Below are 17,141 nucleotides of genomic sequence, written 5' to 3'. Positions count from 1 at the left end.
GCGCTCAGACCGCCACTGAATGCCTGGCTGTGCCGGCTTCGAGGTACTTGTCGAACTTCGCTGCCACCGTCCTGACAAGCGGGCGGCTGTCCTTCGGCACGACGAAGTTTTCGCCGTCGAGCCGAAGCAGCAGCCCGCCGCCGCTGATCGCAAGTCGACTTGCCATGGCCAGGAGACTCTGGCCGACGTCGCCGAAGCGCTCGACCAGTTCGATCGCCGAGAAGGCGAAATGGCACATCAGACGCTCGATGATCCAGCCTCTCGCCAGATCGTCGACGCTGAGCTCGATGCCGCGCGCCACTGCCAGCTGTCCGGAATCCACGGCCTTCTCGTATGCGCCGGTTGCGACGATGTTCTGGGCGTAGCCCTGGCGGTATCGGCTGATCGCGGAAGGCCCGAGCCCAATCAGCGTCTCGCAATTGTCCTCTGTATAGCCCTGGAAATTGCGGCGGATCTTGCCGGTGCGAGCCGAGATGGCGAGCGTATCGTTCGGCTTGGCGAAATGGTCCAGCCCCAGGGCCTCGTATCCGGCGTCCACGATCAGCCGGGCGGCGAGCTGCGATTGCGCCAACCGTCCGGCGGAATCGGGGAGCCATGCTTCGTCGATCATCGTTTGATGTTTCTTGAACCAAGGCACATGCGCGTAGCCGAACAGCGCCAGCCTGTCGGGCTGCAGCGTCAACGCCTGGGCGACGGTGCGAGCAACACTCTCGAGGGTCTGGTGCGGCAGTCCGTAGAGCAGGTCGAGGTTCACCGAATTCACGCCACGCGCCCGCACGGCGTCCACCACGCTCTTGGTCAGCAGGAAGGTTTGCTCGCGATTGATGGCTTTCTGCACCTTGGGATCGAAATCCTGAACGCCTAGGCTCGCCCTCGCCATGCCGATCGCGGACAGGGCGTCGAGCCGGGCCTCGTCCATGTCGCTCGGATCGATTTCGACACTGAGGCTGGCATCGTCGAGCACATCGAAACGATCCCGCAGCGCTTTTCCAAGCGACAGGATGTCCTCGGGATTCAGCATCGTCGGCGAGCCGCCGCCGAAATGGATGGCGCGCACCCGGCCCTTGCCGCGCACGAGGCGGCCAACCGTCTCGATCTCCCTATGCAAGGAGTGCAGAAAGGTCGCCACCGGCTGATAGTGCCGGGTCTGCTTGGTGTGGCATGCGCAGAACCAGCACAGCTTGTCGCAGTAGGGAATATGCAGATAGAGCGATATCTCGTCATCGCTTTCGAGCGCTTCGAGCCAAGTCCGACAGACAGCCGCATCAACCCCCGGGTGGAAATGAGGCGCTGTCGGATAGCTCGTGTACCGCGGTACATTTTCGCCAAGCCTGGCGGCCACTTCCGGTTGCATGTCGCTTCCTCTGTGTTTGCAAGGTCAAGGCAATGGCCGCAACCGCGCGCCAATGCCTTGATTTCGGTCAAAGCCTTTGCACCGGACAAACTGTCACAAGGCTTTTTCAATGGCCGACACTTATCTTGCCGATACTGAGGGTCCTCGGACGATCGTGATGACAGTACGTCAAGATGTTCATAGCGCCGGCATTCCCGTGCTTTGCCAATCATGCGAGGCGCGGCATCGCGGCGTGTGCGGTGCGCTCGACCCCGATCAATTGGTCGGACTCGCCAAGCTTTCGTCAAAGCACACCATTGAACCGGGCGTGGAGCTGATTGGCGACGCCGAGACCGTCGACAGCTATTCCAACGTGCTTTCCGGCGTGGTGAAGCTGACGAAAAGCCTTTCGGACGGGCGCCAACAGATTGTCGGGCTTCAGTTTGCTCCCGATTTTCTGGGGCGGCCATTCAAGGTGGAAAGCGCTATCAACGCCGAAGCGACAACGGCCGTCTCCCTGTGCTCGTTTCCAAGAGCGTCCATCGAGAGAATGATGAGGGAATCGCCAGAGCTCGAGCATCGCCTGCTCAGGCAGACATTGAACGAGCTTGACGAAGCACGCGACTGGATGGTGACGCTGGGGCGCAAGACGGCCGCGGAAAAAGTGGCGAGCTTCCTGGTGATGATTGCCAGAAACATCGATCCCACGCGCGATCCGGCCATCAACGCGACGAGCTTCGAGCTGCCGCTCACACGCGCCGACATCGCCGATTTCCTCGGCCTGACGATCGAGACGGTGAGCCGCCAGTTGACCCGGCTGCGGACAGACGGGCTGATCCGGATCGAGAACAATCGACATGTGACGGTGACCAGCCTTAACCGCTTGGCCAGTCGCTCCGGCGCCTGACCTCAATCAGCGATCCCGATCATCGGCAGCACGTGCTCGCGTTCAAACGCGATGTGCCGGCGCAAATTCTCGAACAGGCCGCGCAACATGAACCCGATGGCTTCGGGATTCTCGACTGTCTCTCCATGTCCGATGGCCAGCAGGATTTCAGTCACCTCACCGGCAAAGCATTCGTCTTCCACATGCTCGGCCCGCAATCGTCGGGTCGAGGCAAGGTTCGCCTCGCTGCCGACCACCGCCTCCTCGTAAGCCGGAAAAATGATGGCCTCTTCGTACTGATGGATGCTGCGCAGAAGCGGCACGATCGAGTTGGCTGTGCTGAGGCATATCATCCGATCAACACCTGGCAGAGCGTCCGCGATTTGTTCCAGAGCATCGCAAAGGCGGAGTTTCTCGTCATGCGCACGCCGCATCACCGCGGTCGGGACGGCCTCCCGCCCGGCCAGCGTGGCGATTTCACGGCGGTTTTCAAACAGCGACGGTCCTCGCACTTTCTCCGAGTCCAATGTCAGCCTCCGGTCTTTTGCAAGGCTTACGCTGCCCAATGATAACGCGGTGGGCTTTGACCTGGATCAAGGCACCGGCAACCCGGCTGAGGAATTGTGCCGCTGCGGATTTGCTTTCCGCGCACGGAATCCGAGGTCGGGGACATGTCATGAAATTCGGCACTGAAACTGTGGCTCTAAGCCTGTTTGCATTCGCGGCCCTGGTGGCCGCCGGCTTTGGCGTGGATGAGCCTTTCCGCCAGCATATGTGGGTGCTGTTCATCGTGCTGCTGGGCTTTGTCGCTGTTCTTCTGCGCAAGACCAGTTTCGCGCCGGCGGCTCCGATCGATCCGTCCGCCTATATGGACGGGCCGATCCGCTACGGCGCCATCGCCACCATGTTCTGGGGCGTGGTCGGCATGCTTGTCGGCGTGATCATCGCGCTGCAGCTTGCCTACCCGGATCTCAACATCCAGCCCTGGTTCAATTTCGGGCGTTTGCGGCCGCTGCACACATCCGGCGTCGTTTTTGCCTTCGGCGGCAACGCTCTGCTTTGCACGTCCCTGTATGTGGTGCAGCGCACCTGCCGCGCCCGACTTTTCGGCGGCAATCTCGCCTGGTTCGTGTTCTGGGGGTATCAGCTTTTCATCGTCATGGCGGCCACCGGCTATCTGCTCGGCATCACCGAATCCCGTGAATATGCCGAGCCTGAATGGTATGTCGACATCTGGCTGACCATCGTCTGGGTCGCCTATCTCCTCCTGTTCCTCGGCACTATCCTGAAGCGCAAGGAGCCGCATATCTACGTCGCCAACTGGTTCTACCTCTCGTTCATCGTGACCATCGCGATGCTGCACGTGGTCAACAACCTGTCGATGCCGGCCTCCTTCCTGGGCTCGAAGAGCTACTCCGCATTTTCCGGTGTCCAGGATGCGCTGACGCAATGGTGGTACGGCCACAATGCGGTCGGCTTCTTCCTGACGGCCGGCTTCCTCGGCATGATGTATTACTTCGTGCCCAAGCAGGCCAACCGCCCGGTCTACTCCTATCGCCTTTCGATCATCCACTTCTGGGCCCTGATCTTCCTCTATATCTGGGCTGGCCCCCACCATCTCCACTATACCGCCCTGCCCGATTGGGCGCAGACGCTCGGCATGGTGTTCTCGATCATGCTCTGGATGCCGTCCTGGGGCGGGATGATCAACGGCCTGATGACGCTGTCCGGTGCATGGGACAAGATCCGCACCGACCCGATCATCCGCATGATGGTGATCGCCATCGCCTTCTACGGCATGTCGACCTTCGAAGGCCCGATGATGTCGATCAAGTCGGTCAATTCGCTCAGCCACTACACCGACTGGACCATCGGCCACGTCCATTCCGGCGCCCTCGGCTGGGTCGGCATGATCTCGTTTGGCGCGATCTACTACATGGTACCGAAGCTGTGGAACCGCGAACGCCTCTATTCGCTGCGGCTGGTCACCTGGCACTTCTGGCTGGCGACGCTCGGCATCGTCGTCTACGCCGCGGTCATGTGGGTGTCCGGCATCATGCAGGGCCTGATGTGGCGCGAATACGACGAGCAGGGCTTCCTGGTCTACTCCTTCGCCGAGACCGTCGCCGCCATGCATCCCTACTACATCATGCGCGCCGTCGGCGGAGCCATGTACCTGTCCGGCGCCCTGATCATGGCCTGGAACATCACCATGACGATCCTCGGCCACCAGCGCCAGGAGCAACCGTTACCGGGCTCTGTTCCCGCCCTCCAGCCTGCACAATAGGAGCCAGAAATGGGCTTGATGGACAGACACGCGATCATCGAGAAGAACGCCACGCTTCTTCTCGTTGGTTCCCTTCTGGTGGTGACGGTCGGCGGCATCGTCGAGATCGCCCCGCTCTTCTATCTCGACAATACGATCGAGAAGGTCGAAGGCATGCGGCCTTATTCGCCGCTCGAACTCGCCGGCCGCAACATCTATGTGCGTGAGGGCTGCTACCTCTGCCACAGCCAGATGATCAGGCCATTCCGGGACGAGGTCGAGCGCTATGGTCACTACAGCCTGGCTGCCGAGTCGATGTACGATCACCCCTTCCAGTGGGGCTCGAAACGCACCGGCCCCGACCTTGCCCGGGTCGGCGACCGCTACTCGAACGATTGGCACGTCCAGCATCTCAGCGATCCGCGCTCGGTGGTGCCGGAATCGATCATGCCGAAATACGCGTTCCTGAAGGACACGCCAATCCAGGTGAAGGACTTCTCGACGCATCTGGTTGCGAACAGGCGTGTTGGCGTCCCCTACTCCGACGACATGATCGCGCACGCCAACGCCGACTTGATGGCGCAGGCCGATCCCAACGCCGACACGTCCGGCCTCCTGGCCCGCTATCCGAAAGCGAAGGTCGGAGATCTCGACGGCAATCCGCAGCAGGTCACCGAGATGGACGCGCTTGTCGCCTATCTGCAGATGCTCGGCACGCTGGTCGATTTCAAACACTACGACGAAGCCGCCGGTTACCGCTGAGGAGCACGACCCATGGACTACAATCTGATGCGGGAATTCGCCGACAGCTGGGGCTTGCTGGCCATGGCGCTCTTTTTTGTCGGGTGCATTGCCTTCGCACTTCGGCCGGGCGGCCGCAGCCAGGCCGATGAAGCCGCCCGCATTCCCCTCAAGGATGACTGATCATGAGCACAGAGCATATCGACGACGTGTCGGGCATCTCGACGACCGGCCATGAGTGGGACGGCATCAGGGAACTCAACAACCCTCTTCCCCGGTGGTGGGTGATAACCTTCTACATCACCATCGCCTGGGCGATCGGCTACACCATCGCCTATCCGGCATGGCCGATGCTGTCCTCCGCGACGAGTGGGCTGCTCGGCTATTCGAGCCGAAATGACGTCAAGAACGAGCTGGCGGCGGCCGAACTTGCGAAGGGCAAGTATGTCGCGGCAATTCAATCGAAGACCGTATCCGAGATTGCCGCCGACGATGCTCTGCGTGAATTCGCGGTCGCGGCCGGCGGAGCCACATTCAAGGTCAATTGCGTTCAGTGTCATGGCTCGGGCGCACAGGGGTCCAAGGGCTTTCCCAACCTCAATGACGACGACTGGCTGTGGGGCGGCAAGGCCGACCAGGTCCAGCAGACGATCACGCACGGCATCCGCTTCGCGTCCGACCCGGATACGCGCATCTCCGAGATGCCGGCCTTTGGCGACATCATCACGCCCGAGCAGATCACACAGGTCAGCGCCTACGTGGCGAGCCTCTCCGGCAAGGTCCAGGACGCAAGTCTGATCGAGCCCGGCGCCAAGGTCTTCGCGGAAAACTGCGTGGCCTGTCATGGCGCCAACGCGAAAGGCAACAGGGAGTTCGGCGCTCCCGATCTGACCGATGCCATCTGGCTCTACGGGTCTGGCGAAGCAGCAGTCGCCGCCCAGGTCCGCACGCCGAAACACGGCGTGATGCCAGCCTGGATTGACCGTCTCGGCGAGACCAAGGTCAAGGAGCTCGCAGTCTACGTGCATTCGCTTGGCGGTGGAGAATAGCAACGGGGGCCTATTCTCCTGCCCTCTCCGTCCAGGCGACGAGGCCCGGCCCTGCCGGGCCTCGACTGATTTGCGGTGCCGACGATTGACCTGCATCAACGCGGCGCGATCCAGTCGGAGGCAAGGTCCCGGTCGACGCTGCATTTCGCGCCGCCACAAGGCGAAATTACAAGCTGCATGACGGGAGAGACCGGTGCTGGACAATACGCAGATAGAACGGCTCGAAGCTGAGGCGGTCAACTCCGCCAAAGTGCGCCAGCCATTGTATGCTGCGCGCAAGAAGGTTTTCCCCAAGCGTGCATCGGGCAGCTTTCGCCAGTTCAAATGGCTCGTGATGGCGATCACGCTCGGCATTTACTACCTGACGCCGTGGTTGCGATGGGATCGCGGCCCGTTTGCCCCGGACCAGGCCGTACTGCTCGATGTCGCCAATCGGCGCTTCTACTTCTTCTTCATCGAAATATGGCCGCAGGAATTCTACTATGTGGCCGGCCTGCTGGTCATGGCCGGCGTCGGCCTCTTCCTGATCACGTCGACGGTCGGGCGCGCCTGGTGCGGCTATACGTGCCCGCAGACCGTTTGGGTCGATCTGTTTCTGGTCGTCGAGCGCGCCATCGAGGGCGACCGCAACGCTCGCATGAAGCTCGATGCCGGACCCTGGACCGCACGCAAGCTCGTGCTGCGGGTCTCGAAACACGCCATCTGGCTGGTCATAGGCGCGGCCACCGGCGGCGCCTGGATCTTCTATTTCGCCGATGCGCCGACGCTAGCCGGCGAACTCTTCACCGGCGCGGCGGCTCCCATCGCCTACATCACCGTCGCCGTACTGACGGCGACGACCTATACGTTCGGCGGGCTGATGCGCGAGCAGGTCTGCACCTATATGTGCCCGTGGCCGCGCATACAGGCGGCCATGCTCGACGAGACCTCCCTCACCGTCACCTACAATGACTGGCGCGGCGAACCGCGCTCGCGCCACGCCAAGAAGGTGCTCGCCGCGGGGCAGCCTGTCGGCGACTGCGTCGACTGCAATGCCTGCGTCGCGGTCTGCCCGATGGGGATCGACATCCGCGACGGCCAGCAGCTCGAATGCATCACCTGCGCGCTCTGCATCGACGCTTGCGACAGCGTCATGGACAAACTCGGCAGGGACCATGGGTTGATCTCCTACGCGACGCTCTCCGACTACAACGCCAACATGATGCTGGCGACCGCCGGGGGCTCGGGTTCAGTCAATCCTTCGCTGGTCCGAACCGCTGACGGCCTGTTCTCCGACAAGGTGGCCCATTTCCACATTCGCAAGATCTTTCGGCCACGCACCTATGTCTACATGGGCCTGTGGTCGCTGATCGGCCTGGGCCTGCTGTATTCGCTGCTGACGCGCGACCGGCTCGAAGTGAACGTGCTGCACGACCGCAATCCGCAGTTCGTCACCCTGTCCGACGGCTCCATCCGCAACGGCTACACCGTCAAGCTGCTCAACATGATCCCCGAGCCCAGGACCATCGTCGTCACCCTTCAGGGCTTGGAAGGAGCAGAGATGAGCGTGGTCGGCATCGATCAGCCGGCAGGTCGCTCCGTTCCCATCTCGGTCGAACCCGACCGGCTGAAGATGCTCAAGGTCTTCGTACGCCAGCCGGCGGGCCAGATCCAGGGTACGGCACAGACCTTCAAGTTCCGGGCCGAGGACAGAGCGAGCTTCGAGTCCGACGAATACACCGCCACCTTCAACGCACCGGAGATCGCCAGATGACCGCCAAGGCGCAAAAATCCCGCGAATTCACCGGCAGGCACATGCTGGCCACCGTCCTTGCCTTTTTCGGCGTGGTCATCGCGGTCAATCTGACCATGGCGACGCTCGCCAGCACAAGCTGGACCGGCCTGGTGGTCGAGAACACCTATGTGGCGAGCCAGCAATTCAACAAGAAAGCCGAGGAGGGGCGCGCGCAGGCGGCCCTCGGCTGGACCGGCAAACTGACCATCGCGGCGGGTGAGGTTCGCTATAGCCTTACCGATGCCGGCGGCAAGCCGGTCGCCTTGCATGGCGTCAAGGTGCTGTTTCGCCACCCCGCCTATGAGAAGGAGGATAAGGCCATCACGCTCGCCCTCGCCTCGGGCCAGGACTTCGCCGCGCAGCATACGCCGAAGGACGGGGTCTGGATCGTCGAAGTCGACGCCGATGCCGGTCTGGACAAAGCCTATCGTGACGTCCGCAGGATCATGATTTCCCATGGGGCGATGAAATGAGCTGTTGTGCACCTGGCGCTGAAATGACGCTGGATCTGGCCCGCGCCCCATCGGTCCTGCCGTCCAGCCAGGAGATCAGGCTGGCAAGCCGATCGATCGGCGACAACCTTTGCCAGACCGATCTGTCGGTACCGACAGTCCACTGCGCGGCCTGCATCCAGACGATCGAGACGGCATTGGGAAAGCTCAATCGCGTCGAGAGCGCTCGCGTCAACCTGTCGACCAGACGAGTTTCGGTCCAGTGGCGTGGCGACGAGGCTCCGCCATTTTTCGCAACGCTTGGGCGGCTGGGCTACCAAGCGCATCTCTTCGATCCGGAGACCGGCAACAAGGACAAGACGCTTTCGGAACTGATCCGGGCGGTCGCGGTCGCGGGTTTTGCCGCCGGCAACATCATGCTGCTGTCGGTCTCGGTCTGGTCCGGCGCCGAAGGCGCGACCCGCGACCTGTTCCACTGGGTCTCGGCGCTGATCGCCATCCCCGCCCTGGCCTTTGCCGGCGGCATCTATTTCCGCTCGGCCTGGAATGCCTTGCGCCACGGGCGCATGAACATGGACGTCCCGATTGCGGTCGGCGTGTCGCTTGCCTATGCTATGAGCCTCTACGAAACCATCAATCATGGCGACCACGCCTATTTCGACGCCTCCGTTTCGCTGCTGTTCTTCCTCCTGATCGGCCGCACGCTGGACCACGTCATGCGCGAACGGGCCCGCACCGCCGTGAATGGCCTGTCGCGGCTGGCGGCGCGCGGCGCCATCGTGCTGCGCGGCGATGGCGTGCGCGATTACCTGCCGGTCGGCGAGATCGAACCGGGCATGGCGCTGCACATCGCCGCCGGTGAGCGAATTCCGGTCGACGGCAATATCCTCAGCGGTATTTCGGATCTCGATTGTTCACTGGTATCCGGGGAAAGCACGCCCCGGACCGTGGGAGCGGGAGCCCAGGTTCAGGCAGGCACGCTCAATCTCACCGGCCCGCTGACCATGCAGGCGACGGCCGCGGCGAAGGATTCTTTCCTGGCCGAAATGGTCCGGCTCATGGAAGCCGCGGAGGGCGGCCGCTCGCACTACCGCAGGATCGCCGACCGTGTGTCGGCGCTCTACGCTCCGGTGGTCCATCTCGCTGCCTTGCTGACGTTCCTTGGATGGATGATCGCTTCGGGCGACTGGCATCTGGCAATGACGATCGCGATTGCCGTTCTCATCATCACCTGCCCATGCGCGCTCGGCCTGGCCGTGCCGATCGTGCAGGTCGTCGCGGCGCGGCGTCTTTTCGAGGCCGGCGTCATGGTCAAGGACGGTTCGGCCATGGAACGACTGGCGGCGATCGATACGGTGCTGTTCGACAAGACCGGGACCCTCACGCTCGGACAGCCAAGGCTGATCAATGGGCCGTCCATCGACCCGGCCATGCTGGCGATCGCGGCCGACATGGCCGCGCAGTCGCGCCATCCATTCTCGAAGGCCATAGCCGGTTTCGCGGGCTCTTCCAGCCAACCCGGGCTCCAGTCCGTCGGCGAACACCCAGGCTTCGGCATGGAAGCCGTCACCGAAGGCAACACCTGGCGCCTCGGCCGGCGCGGATGGGCTGGATGGAAGGCGCGGACCGGCGGCGAAGGCAAATATGGCGGCTATGGCGGGACAGTGCTTTCGAAGAACGGGATCATCGTCGCCACCTTTGCCTTCGAAGACGCCGCGCGCGCCGACGCAAAGGCGGCGGTCGGGCAATTGCAGGATGCCGGAATGTCGGTCCAGATGTTGTCCGGCGACACCGCCAACGCCTGTCGCGACGTCGCCAAGACCTTGGGGATCGAGGACTTCGTTCCGGCCCTGCTCCCGTCCGGCAAGGTCGAGTGGATCGAGGCGCTGTCCAGGGAAGGCCACAAGGTGCTGATGGTAGGCGACGGACTGAACGATACGCCGGCGCTCGGCGCGGCGCATGTCTCGATGGCCCCGGCCACAGCGGCCGATGTCGGTCGCAATGCCGCCGATTTCGTCTTCCTGCGCGAAAGCCTTCTGGCGGTGCCCTTGGCCTTGGATATCTCGCGAAAGGCAGGCCGGCTCATTCGACAGAACATCGCCATTGCCATTGTCTACAACGCGTTCGCGGTGCCGATCGCCATATCGGGGCACGTGACGCCGCTCATCGCAGCGATCGCCATGTCCGCCTCGTCGCTGCTGGTGATCGGAAACGCCATGCGGCTGCAAGGTTTCACGAAAAGCGCATCGCCTGAACGCGCTTCGCGCGACCGGCGCGGACGCCCAGGCATGTTGGTCCAACAGCCATGACGACGCTCGTCTATCTCATCCCCGTGGCCCTCTTCCTCGGAGCGCTTGGACTGAGCGGCTTTCTGTGGGCCCTGAGAAGCGGCCAGTATGAGGATCTTGATGGAGCGGCGGAGCGCATTCTCATCGATGGGGATGAGCCGCCGAGCGGGCGCATCGCCTTGGCGAAGGTGGACAGTATCGAGAGAACAAGCGCCCCTAGTTTATCCTGATGCCGCTCTGGGCGTCGAACAGATGCACCTTGTGCACGACAATCTCCAGATTCACCTCTTGATCCGGTCTGAACAGTGGCTGTTCCCGGATTTCGGCCATCAGGTCGACGCCATCAGCAGTTAGGGTGATTTCCTGGGCTTCCGGTGGCTCGACCACTTGGACCCTCGCCTTTGCGTGACTGCCACCGACAGCGATGTGCTGGGGGCGAATCCCGTAAACCACGCCTTGCCTGTTCCCTATCCCTGCCTCCTTCGGCAGTGGCAGGCGCAGGCCTTGTCCGGCGATGAACACGCCACTCTCGACATGGCCCTGATGATGTTCATTTCCGGCGATCCTATGAAGCTCGCAACGAACAGATTGGCCGGGTTCTCTTAGAGTTCGGAGGGCGTTCCGATCTGTTCGATGCGGCCTTTGTTCGGCACCACGAAGCGGTCGGCGAGCATCATCGCCCGATGCCGCGCTTGACTTGCTCATATGATTCATAATAAATCATACATAATAACTTTTAAAAAGACGACGCACCTGGGAGCATCCATGAAAATTACGGCCATCAAGGCGCTCGTCTGCAATGCGGAAATGCGCAACTGGGTTTTCGTTCGGGTCGAAACCGATGAGCCCGGTCTGTTTGGCTGGGGCGAGGCAACGCTGGAATGGAAGACGCGTGCCGTCGTTGGCGCGCTTCAGGATCTCGAGGCACTGCTCATCGGGCAGGATCCGCGCAATGTGGAGCAGTGCTACCAGATCCTGACGCGCCACGGTTTCTGGCGTCTTGGCGTCGAGGGAATGTCGGCCGTGAGCGGCATCGAGATCGCGCTCTGGGACATTCTGGGCAAGTCGCTGGGCGTTCCGGTCTGGCGGCTTCTCGGCGGCCAGGTCCGCGACTATCTGCGCACCTATACGCATCTCGGCCTCGGCGACATGAAGGCGGTCTATGAGAGCGGGTCGGCGGACACGATCGTCGAGCGCGGACGCATCGTCACGCAGGCCGGCTACGACGCGGTCAAGGTCGTCTGCATTCCCTACACCCACTATGTCTCGCCGGCGAAGGCGGTCGATTCCGTTGCCGACATGGTTGGCGCGCTGCGCGAGGCCGTCGGTCCCGACATCGACATCATGGTCGACTTTCACGGGCGCCCGGCCTCCGTCAACGCGGCGATGGACTATCTCAAGGCGATCGAACCGGCCCGCATCATGTTCGCCGAAGAGCCGGTGCCGCCCGAAGATGTCGCCGGCCTGGCGCATATCACCGCGCGATCGGCGGTCCCCATCGCATCCGGTGAGCGGCTGATCGGGCGCCGCGAGTTCACGCAATCGATCGCGGCGCGTGCGTTCAACATTGCCCAGCCCGATATCTGCCATACTGGCGGTCTGCTCGAGACCAAGAAGATCGCGGCGCTGGCCGAAACCGCCGGCATCGGCCTTGCGCCGCACAACCCGCTCGGCCCGATCGCCGGCGTCGCAGCACTTCACTTCGGCATATCGACGCCGAACGTCATCATCCAGGAGGAGATGTCGGGCGCGGTCGCCTGGTACGACGACGTCGTCACCTGGCCGATCGATCGCAAACCCGGCCGCTGGGACGTGCCCGATCTGCCGGGCCTTGGCGTCACTGTGAATGAAGATGTCATTGCGCGACACCCCTTCAAGCAGGAAGTGCTGCATGCGCGCAACGCCGTCATGCCCGACGGCACCGTGGTCGATTGGTGAGCGCCATGACAGGCAGGCTTCAGGGAAAGATTGCAATCGTCACCGGGGCCGGCCAGGGCATTGGCGCCGCCACCGCGCGGGCCTTTGCGGTGCAGGGAGCAAAGACCGTGATTGCCGAGCTGAATGCGGCAACCGGCAAGGCGATCGCCGACGAATTGCGTGCCAAAGGCGCCGACGCCCTTTTCGTCGAAACCGACGTCACCGACACAGCGGCAGTGGCCGACATGGTGGCGAAGACGATCGCGGCCTATGGCAGCGTCAACGTGCTCGTCAACAATGCCGGCGCCAACGTCTTTTACGAACCCTTGTCGATGCAGGACCAGGAATGGGACCGCTGTCTCAGGCTGGACCTTGAGGCCGCATGGTTCTGCGCCAAGGCGGTGTTGCCGACGATGCTGGCGAACGGGTCGGGATCGATCATCAACATAGCCAGCTGCCACGCCTTCAAGATCATTCCCCACACATTCCCCTATCCGGTCGCCAAGCATGCGCTTGTCGGGCTGACCCGCTCGCTCGCCATCGAATATGCGGCGCGCGGCATTCGCGTGAATGCGATCGCCCCCGGCTACATCGAGACGCCGATCGCGGAAGCCTATTGGAACACGTTTCCAGACCCAGCCGAGGAGAAGCGGCGGGCCTACGACCTTCATCCGCCCAAGCGCATTGGCCGGCCGGACGAAGTTGCGATGACGGCGGTTTTCCTCGCTTCGGACGAGGCGCCGTTCATCAATGCCGAGACGATCATCATCGATGGTGGACGCTCGGTTCTCTACCACGACTGACAACCAAGCAGGGAGGATCCACATGAAAACGACGACAAAGGCTCTGGCAACATTGGCGCTACTGGCTGCCGGACTGATGGCCGGCGCGGCAAGCGCCGACGACATCAAGATCGGCTACATCAACAAGATGGGCGAGCATCCATGGTTCGTCGCCGAAGTCGGCGGCGCCAAGAAAGCGGCTGAAGCGGCCGGCGCCGCCTTCGTGTCGCAAGACGTCCAGTTCGACTCCAATCTGACGATCACCACCTTCGACACAATGGTCGGCGACGGCGTCAAGGGCATCGCCATCGTCGTTCCCGACAAGGCGCTGGGACCGGTCATCGCCGAGAAGGCGAAGGCGGCGAAGATCCCCCTGGTGGCGGTCGATGACGATATCTACTACCAGGACGGCACCCAGGTCCCCTATGTCGGCATGAATGCCTACAATATCGGTGCGCGGGTGGGCGAGGAACTGGCCAAGCTCTACAAGGCCGATGGCTGGGCCGGCAAGGAGGTGCGTATCGCCTCGATCGAGGACCGCAAGGCCGACACCTGCATGCAGCGCAACAAGGGTGCCGAGGAAGCGTTCCTGAAGGCGGCGCCCGATTTCAAGCCGGCAAATATCCTTCGCGTCCCCTATGACAACACGATGGTCAACGCCATCGACGTCATGACCACCACTTTGACGGCCAATCCCGGCGTCACCAACTGGATCTTCTATTCCTGCAATGATGACGGCGTGCTGGGAGCGGCGCGAGCGCTGGAAAACGCCGGCTATGCCCCGGACCAAGGCATGGGCATCGGCATTGACGGCAGCCGCGCCTGCGAAGCCTTCGGATCGGGAAAGCCTTCGGCATTCCGTGGTACGATGTGGCTCAATTCGGCAAACCATGGCGCGCTGGCGGTGAAGATCCTGCTGGCCTCGATCAAGGACGGAACGAAGCTGCCCGTTCAGTCCTTCACCGACCCGGAATACATCACCGCCGGCAATTTTGCATCGGACTACAAGGCCAAGCTCTGCCACTGAGCCGAACCTGCGTCATGCGTCCCCAGGGCGCATGACGCTTCCAGTTGGCAGGTTCGCTGGCTGCGATGCCACCGAACACGGATCGATCCTCGGGAGTGAGCTTTGACGCAATCGGACTTCTTCTCGCTCGATGGCATATCGAAACGCTTCGGCGTCGTGCAGGCGCTCGACAACGTCTCGATTGCCTTCCGACCAGGCGAGGTGCTCGCTCTGGTCGGCGAGAACGGGGCAGGCAAATCGACGATGATGCGCATTCTCGAGGGCGTCTTCGGGCCCGACAACGGCACTGTGCGGCACGGCGCGACGCCGATCGTTTTCGGCGAACCGCGCGACAGCCACCGGGCCGGAATCCGCGTCATCCATCAGGAGCCGGAGATCGTGCCGAACCTGACGGTGGCCGAGAATATTTTCGTCGGCGAATTGCCGCGCCTGGCAGGCGTCCTGCTCGACTGGCGCAAACTGGAGGAGCAGACCGACCGGGTGCTTGCGACCTTCGGCATGCAGCAGGACATGCGGCCACGCCAACTCTGCGGCACGCTCGGCCCGGCACAACGCCAGATGATCGAGATCATGCGCGCCATCCGTGCCGGCGGCCGGCTGATCGCCTTCGATGAGCCGACCTCGTCACTGACCGATGACGAAGCGCGTCGCCTGTTTTCCGTCATCCGCCGGCTGCGCGAGGAAGGCACGTCGATCATATACATCTCGCACCGGCTGAACGAGATCATCGACCTTGCCGACCGCATTGTCGTTTTACGTGACGGCAGGCTGGTCGACGATTCGCCGGCGGCCGGCGCCAGCGAGCAGACCATCGCCAAGCTCATGGTCGGCCGCAACATCGCCGATCTGTTCACCCGCGAGACCTGGCGGTCCGGCGAACAATTGCTGGACGTGGCGGGATTGACCACCGACCGCGTCAGCGATGTCAGCCTCAGGGTTCGTCGCGGCGAAGTGCTTGGCATCGCCGGCCTCATGGGTGCGGGCCGCTCCGAACTGGCAAAGGCGATTGTCGGCTATGACCAGCGCATCGCCGGCACCATAGCCATGAATGGCGTGCCCGTTCTCCCCAACAGTCCGCATGCGGCAATCGTCGCGGGCATCGGTTTTGCTCCCGAAGACCGCAAGCACGAGGCGTTGCTCCTGTTCAGAAGCATTCTCGACAACGCTTCGCTTTGCGTGCCCGACAAGACGTCGAGCTTCGGCTTCTTCAACCGGCGCAAGGCACTGGAGATTGTCTCGCCGCTGGCAGCCAAGATGTCGATCAAGGCACCCAACCTCGACGAGCAGGTTTCGAAACTGTCGGGCGGCAATCAGCAGAAGGTCGTTCTGGCGCGCTGGCTTGCCCGGCAGCCGATGCTGCTCATTCTCGACGAACCGACGCGCGGCATCGATATCGGCGCCAAGGCGGAAATCTATCGGCTGATCGATGAACTCGCGGCAAGCGGCATTGGCATCATCCTGATTTCCTCGGAAATGCCGGAACTGATCGGTCTCGCCGACAGGGTTCTTGTCATGGCAGGCGGCCGCATCACGGCCGAATTGTCCCGCCCCGACATCGACGAAGCGACGATCCTCAAACACGCCATGCCGCAATCCGCACCAGCGCCCGGAGACCACATTCAATGAACAGCCTCGAGCTTCGCGCATCGAAAGCGCAGACCGATGCCAGGGGCGCTTCCGCGCGCCTTGTGGAGCGCCTTGGCGTTCACAACATCAGCCTTCTGGTGGCGCTCGCCATTCTCGTTGTCATCTTCGGTTCGCTACGCGGTGATGTGTTCTTCTCCAGCCGGAACCTGCTCAACATCGGTCTCGGCATCACCATTCTCGGCGTGCTGGCAATGAGCCAAACCGTAGTCATCGTCGGCGGCGGTCTCGATATCGCCGTCGGCGCCACCGTCGGTCTGACCACGGTCTCGACGGCAATGGCCATCCAGGCGACCGGGTCGCCGGCGGCCGGCATCGTTGCCGGCCTGATGCTTGGTGGTCTTGCCGGTCTGGTCAACGGCATCATCATCACCTATGGGCGAGTCAACGCGGTCATTGCCACGCTCGGCACCATGGCGATCTTTCGCGGCATTGCCTTCATCATGTCCGACGGCCAGTCGATCGCAATCTTCAGCGACACGTTCCGGTTCATAGGCATTGGACGCATCCTCGGCCTGCCGTTGCTGGTCTGGATTCTGGTGCTGACGGCGATCGCATTCCACCTCTTCCTCGCGCGTTCGATTGTCGGCCGCAACATCTATGCGCTCGGCGGCAATGCCGTTGTCGCCCGCTTCTCCGGCATCAACATCAACCGCTACCGCGTCGGCATCTACATCATGAGCGGTGTTGCCGCCGGATTGGCCGGGATCCTGCTGGCTGCCCGTACCGGTTCGGGTCAGCCCGTATCCGGATCCCAGGGCCTGGAACTCGAGGCTATCACCGCGGCCGTGCTGGGTGGCTGTGCCTTGCAGGGCGGCAAGGGTACGATTGTCGGCGCGCTGCTCGGCGTCGCCATCATTGGCGTGCTCAACAACGGAATGATACTGACGTCCGTGCCGACCTTCTATCAATTGCTTGCAAAAGGCTCACTGCTGATCCTTGCTGTGGTCATTGCCGAGTACCACTTGAACAGGACATGACG

General features: G+C 62.5%; 16 protein-coding genes and 2 pseudogenes. 14 read left to right on the top strand and 4 right to left on the bottom strand.

Features of this window, described 5'->3' with window-relative positions:
- Positions 1-4 precede the first annotated feature (4 nt).
- The gene (gene hemN / locus CK227_RS32190; RefSeq protein ID WP_095775537.1) at positions 5-1,354 is read right to left on the bottom strand and encodes an oxygen-independent coproporphyrinogen III oxidase; all 1,350 of its coding nucleotides are present in this window, start codon (positions 1,352-1,354) and stop codon (positions 5-7) included.
- A 157-nt stretch (positions 1,355-1,511) separates the two neighbouring features.
- Here hemN and CK227_RS32185 point away from each other — a divergent pair, with 157 nt between their 5' ends.
- The gene (locus CK227_RS32185; protein ID WP_179296555.1) at positions 1,512-2,240 is read left to right on the top strand and encodes a Crp/Fnr family transcriptional regulator; all 729 of its coding nucleotides are present in this window, start codon (positions 1,512-1,514) and stop codon (positions 2,238-2,240) included.
- A gap of 2 nt (positions 2,241-2,242) precedes the next feature.
- Here the strand turns inward: CK227_RS32185 and CK227_RS32180 are convergent, their stop codons facing one another.
- On the bottom strand, positions 2,243-2,653 hold the full coding sequence (locus CK227_RS32180; protein WP_095775559.1) for a hemerythrin domain-containing protein: 411 nt from the start codon (positions 2,651-2,653) through the stop codon (positions 2,243-2,245).
- 242 nt (positions 2,654-2,895) lie between these two features.
- Here CK227_RS32180 and ccoN point away from each other — a divergent pair, with 242 nt between their 5' ends.
- From ccoN to ccoS, 8 genes and pseudogenes are all read left to right on the top strand, one after another.
- Positions 2,896-4,506, top strand: a complete 1,611-nt coding sequence (ccoN, locus tag CK227_RS32175) for a cytochrome-c oxidase, cbb3-type subunit I (protein WP_095775535.1) — start codon at positions 2,896-2,898, stop codon at positions 4,504-4,506.
- A 9-nt stretch (positions 4,507-4,515) separates the two neighbouring features.
- Positions 4,516-5,247 (top strand): cytochrome-c oxidase, cbb3-type subunit II, encoded by a 732-nt coding sequence (ccoO, locus tag CK227_RS32170; RefSeq protein ID WP_095775534.1) that lies wholly within the window; start codon positions 4,516-4,518, stop codon positions 5,245-5,247.
- 12 nt (positions 5,248-5,259) lie between these two features.
- Positions 5,260-5,409, top strand: coding sequence for a CcoQ/FixQ family Cbb3-type cytochrome c oxidase assembly chaperone (locus tag CK227_RS32165; RefSeq protein ID WP_019860163.1), 150 nt, complete (start codon positions 5,260-5,262; stop codon positions 5,407-5,409).
- A 2-nt stretch (positions 5,410-5,411) separates the two neighbouring features.
- The gene (gene ccoP / locus CK227_RS32160; protein ID WP_095775533.1) at positions 5,412-6,275 is read left to right on the top strand and encodes a cytochrome-c oxidase, cbb3-type subunit III; all 864 of its coding nucleotides are present in this window, start codon (positions 5,412-5,414) and stop codon (positions 6,273-6,275) included.
- Positions 6,276-6,468: 193 nt separating this feature from the next.
- Positions 6,469-8,028, top strand: coding sequence for a cytochrome c oxidase accessory protein CcoG (ccoG, locus tag CK227_RS32155; RefSeq protein WP_095775532.1), 1,560 nt, complete (start codon positions 6,469-6,471; stop codon positions 8,026-8,028).
- Positions 8,025-8,522, top strand: a complete 498-nt coding sequence (locus tag CK227_RS32150; protein ID WP_095775531.1) for a FixH family protein — start codon at positions 8,025-8,027, stop codon at positions 8,520-8,522. Before ccoG ends, CK227_RS32150 begins: the two co-directional genes overlap by 4 nt.
- Positions 8,519-10,810, top strand: coding sequence for a cation-translocating P-type ATPase (locus CK227_RS32145; protein WP_095775530.1), 2,292 nt, complete (start codon positions 8,519-8,521; stop codon positions 10,808-10,810). Before CK227_RS32150 ends, CK227_RS32145 begins: the two co-directional genes overlap by 4 nt.
- Positions 10,807-10,947, top strand: a pseudogene (ccoS, locus tag CK227_RS32140) (cbb3-type cytochrome oxidase assembly protein CcoS); the annotation flags it as partial. The gene CK227_RS32145 and the pseudogene ccoS, both read left to right, overlap by 4 nt.
- 58 nt (positions 10,948-11,005) lie before the next feature.
- Here ccoS and CK227_RS36465 read toward each other — a convergent pair.
- Together CK227_RS36465 and CK227_RS37565 are read right to left on the bottom strand one after the other, a co-directional pair.
- Complete coding sequence (locus CK227_RS36465; RefSeq protein ID WP_142886957.1) at positions 11,006-11,311, bottom strand: hypothetical protein; 306 nt, start codon at positions 11,309-11,311, stop codon at positions 11,006-11,008.
- Between the two features lie 20 nt (positions 11,312-11,331).
- Positions 11,332-11,469: pseudogene (locus CK227_RS37565) on the bottom strand (glycerol-3-phosphate ABC transporter ATP-binding protein); the annotation flags it as partial.
- Positions 11,470-11,554: 85 nt separating this feature from the next.
- Here CK227_RS37565 and dgoD point away from each other — a divergent pair.
- From dgoD to CK227_RS32110, 5 genes are all read left to right on the top strand, one after another.
- Positions 11,555-12,727, top strand: a complete 1,173-nt coding sequence (gene dgoD, locus CK227_RS32130; protein ID WP_095775527.1) for a galactonate dehydratase — start codon at positions 11,555-11,557, stop codon at positions 12,725-12,727.
- A 5-nt stretch (positions 12,728-12,732) separates the two neighbouring features.
- On the top strand, positions 12,733-13,509 hold the full coding sequence (locus CK227_RS32125; RefSeq protein WP_095775526.1) for an SDR family oxidoreductase: 777 nt from the start codon (positions 12,733-12,735) through the stop codon (positions 13,507-13,509).
- Between the two features lie 22 nt (positions 13,510-13,531).
- The gene (locus CK227_RS32120) at positions 13,532-14,515 is read left to right on the top strand and encodes a substrate-binding domain-containing protein (protein ID WP_095775525.1); all 984 of its coding nucleotides are present in this window, start codon (positions 13,532-13,534) and stop codon (positions 14,513-14,515) included.
- A gap of 102 nt (positions 14,516-14,617) precedes the next feature.
- The gene (locus CK227_RS32115) at positions 14,618-16,141 is read left to right on the top strand and encodes a sugar ABC transporter ATP-binding protein (protein ID WP_095775524.1); all 1,524 of its coding nucleotides are present in this window, start codon (positions 14,618-14,620) and stop codon (positions 16,139-16,141) included.
- Complete coding sequence (locus CK227_RS32110) at positions 16,138-17,139, top strand: ABC transporter permease (RefSeq protein ID WP_095775523.1); 1,002 nt, start codon at positions 16,138-16,140, stop codon at positions 17,137-17,139. The genes CK227_RS32115 and CK227_RS32110 overlap by 4 nt, the downstream gene beginning before the upstream one ends.
- The last annotated feature ends 2 nt before the right edge of the window (positions 17,140-17,141 follow it).

It is taken from the genome of Mesorhizobium sp. WSM4308, from assembly GCF_002294905.1.
Taxonomy (GTDB): Bacteria; Pseudomonadota; Alphaproteobacteria; order Rhizobiales; family Rhizobiaceae; genus Mesorhizobium.
Note: the sequence above shows the minus strand (reverse complement) of the source record. Positions and strands in the feature narration are given on the sequence as shown.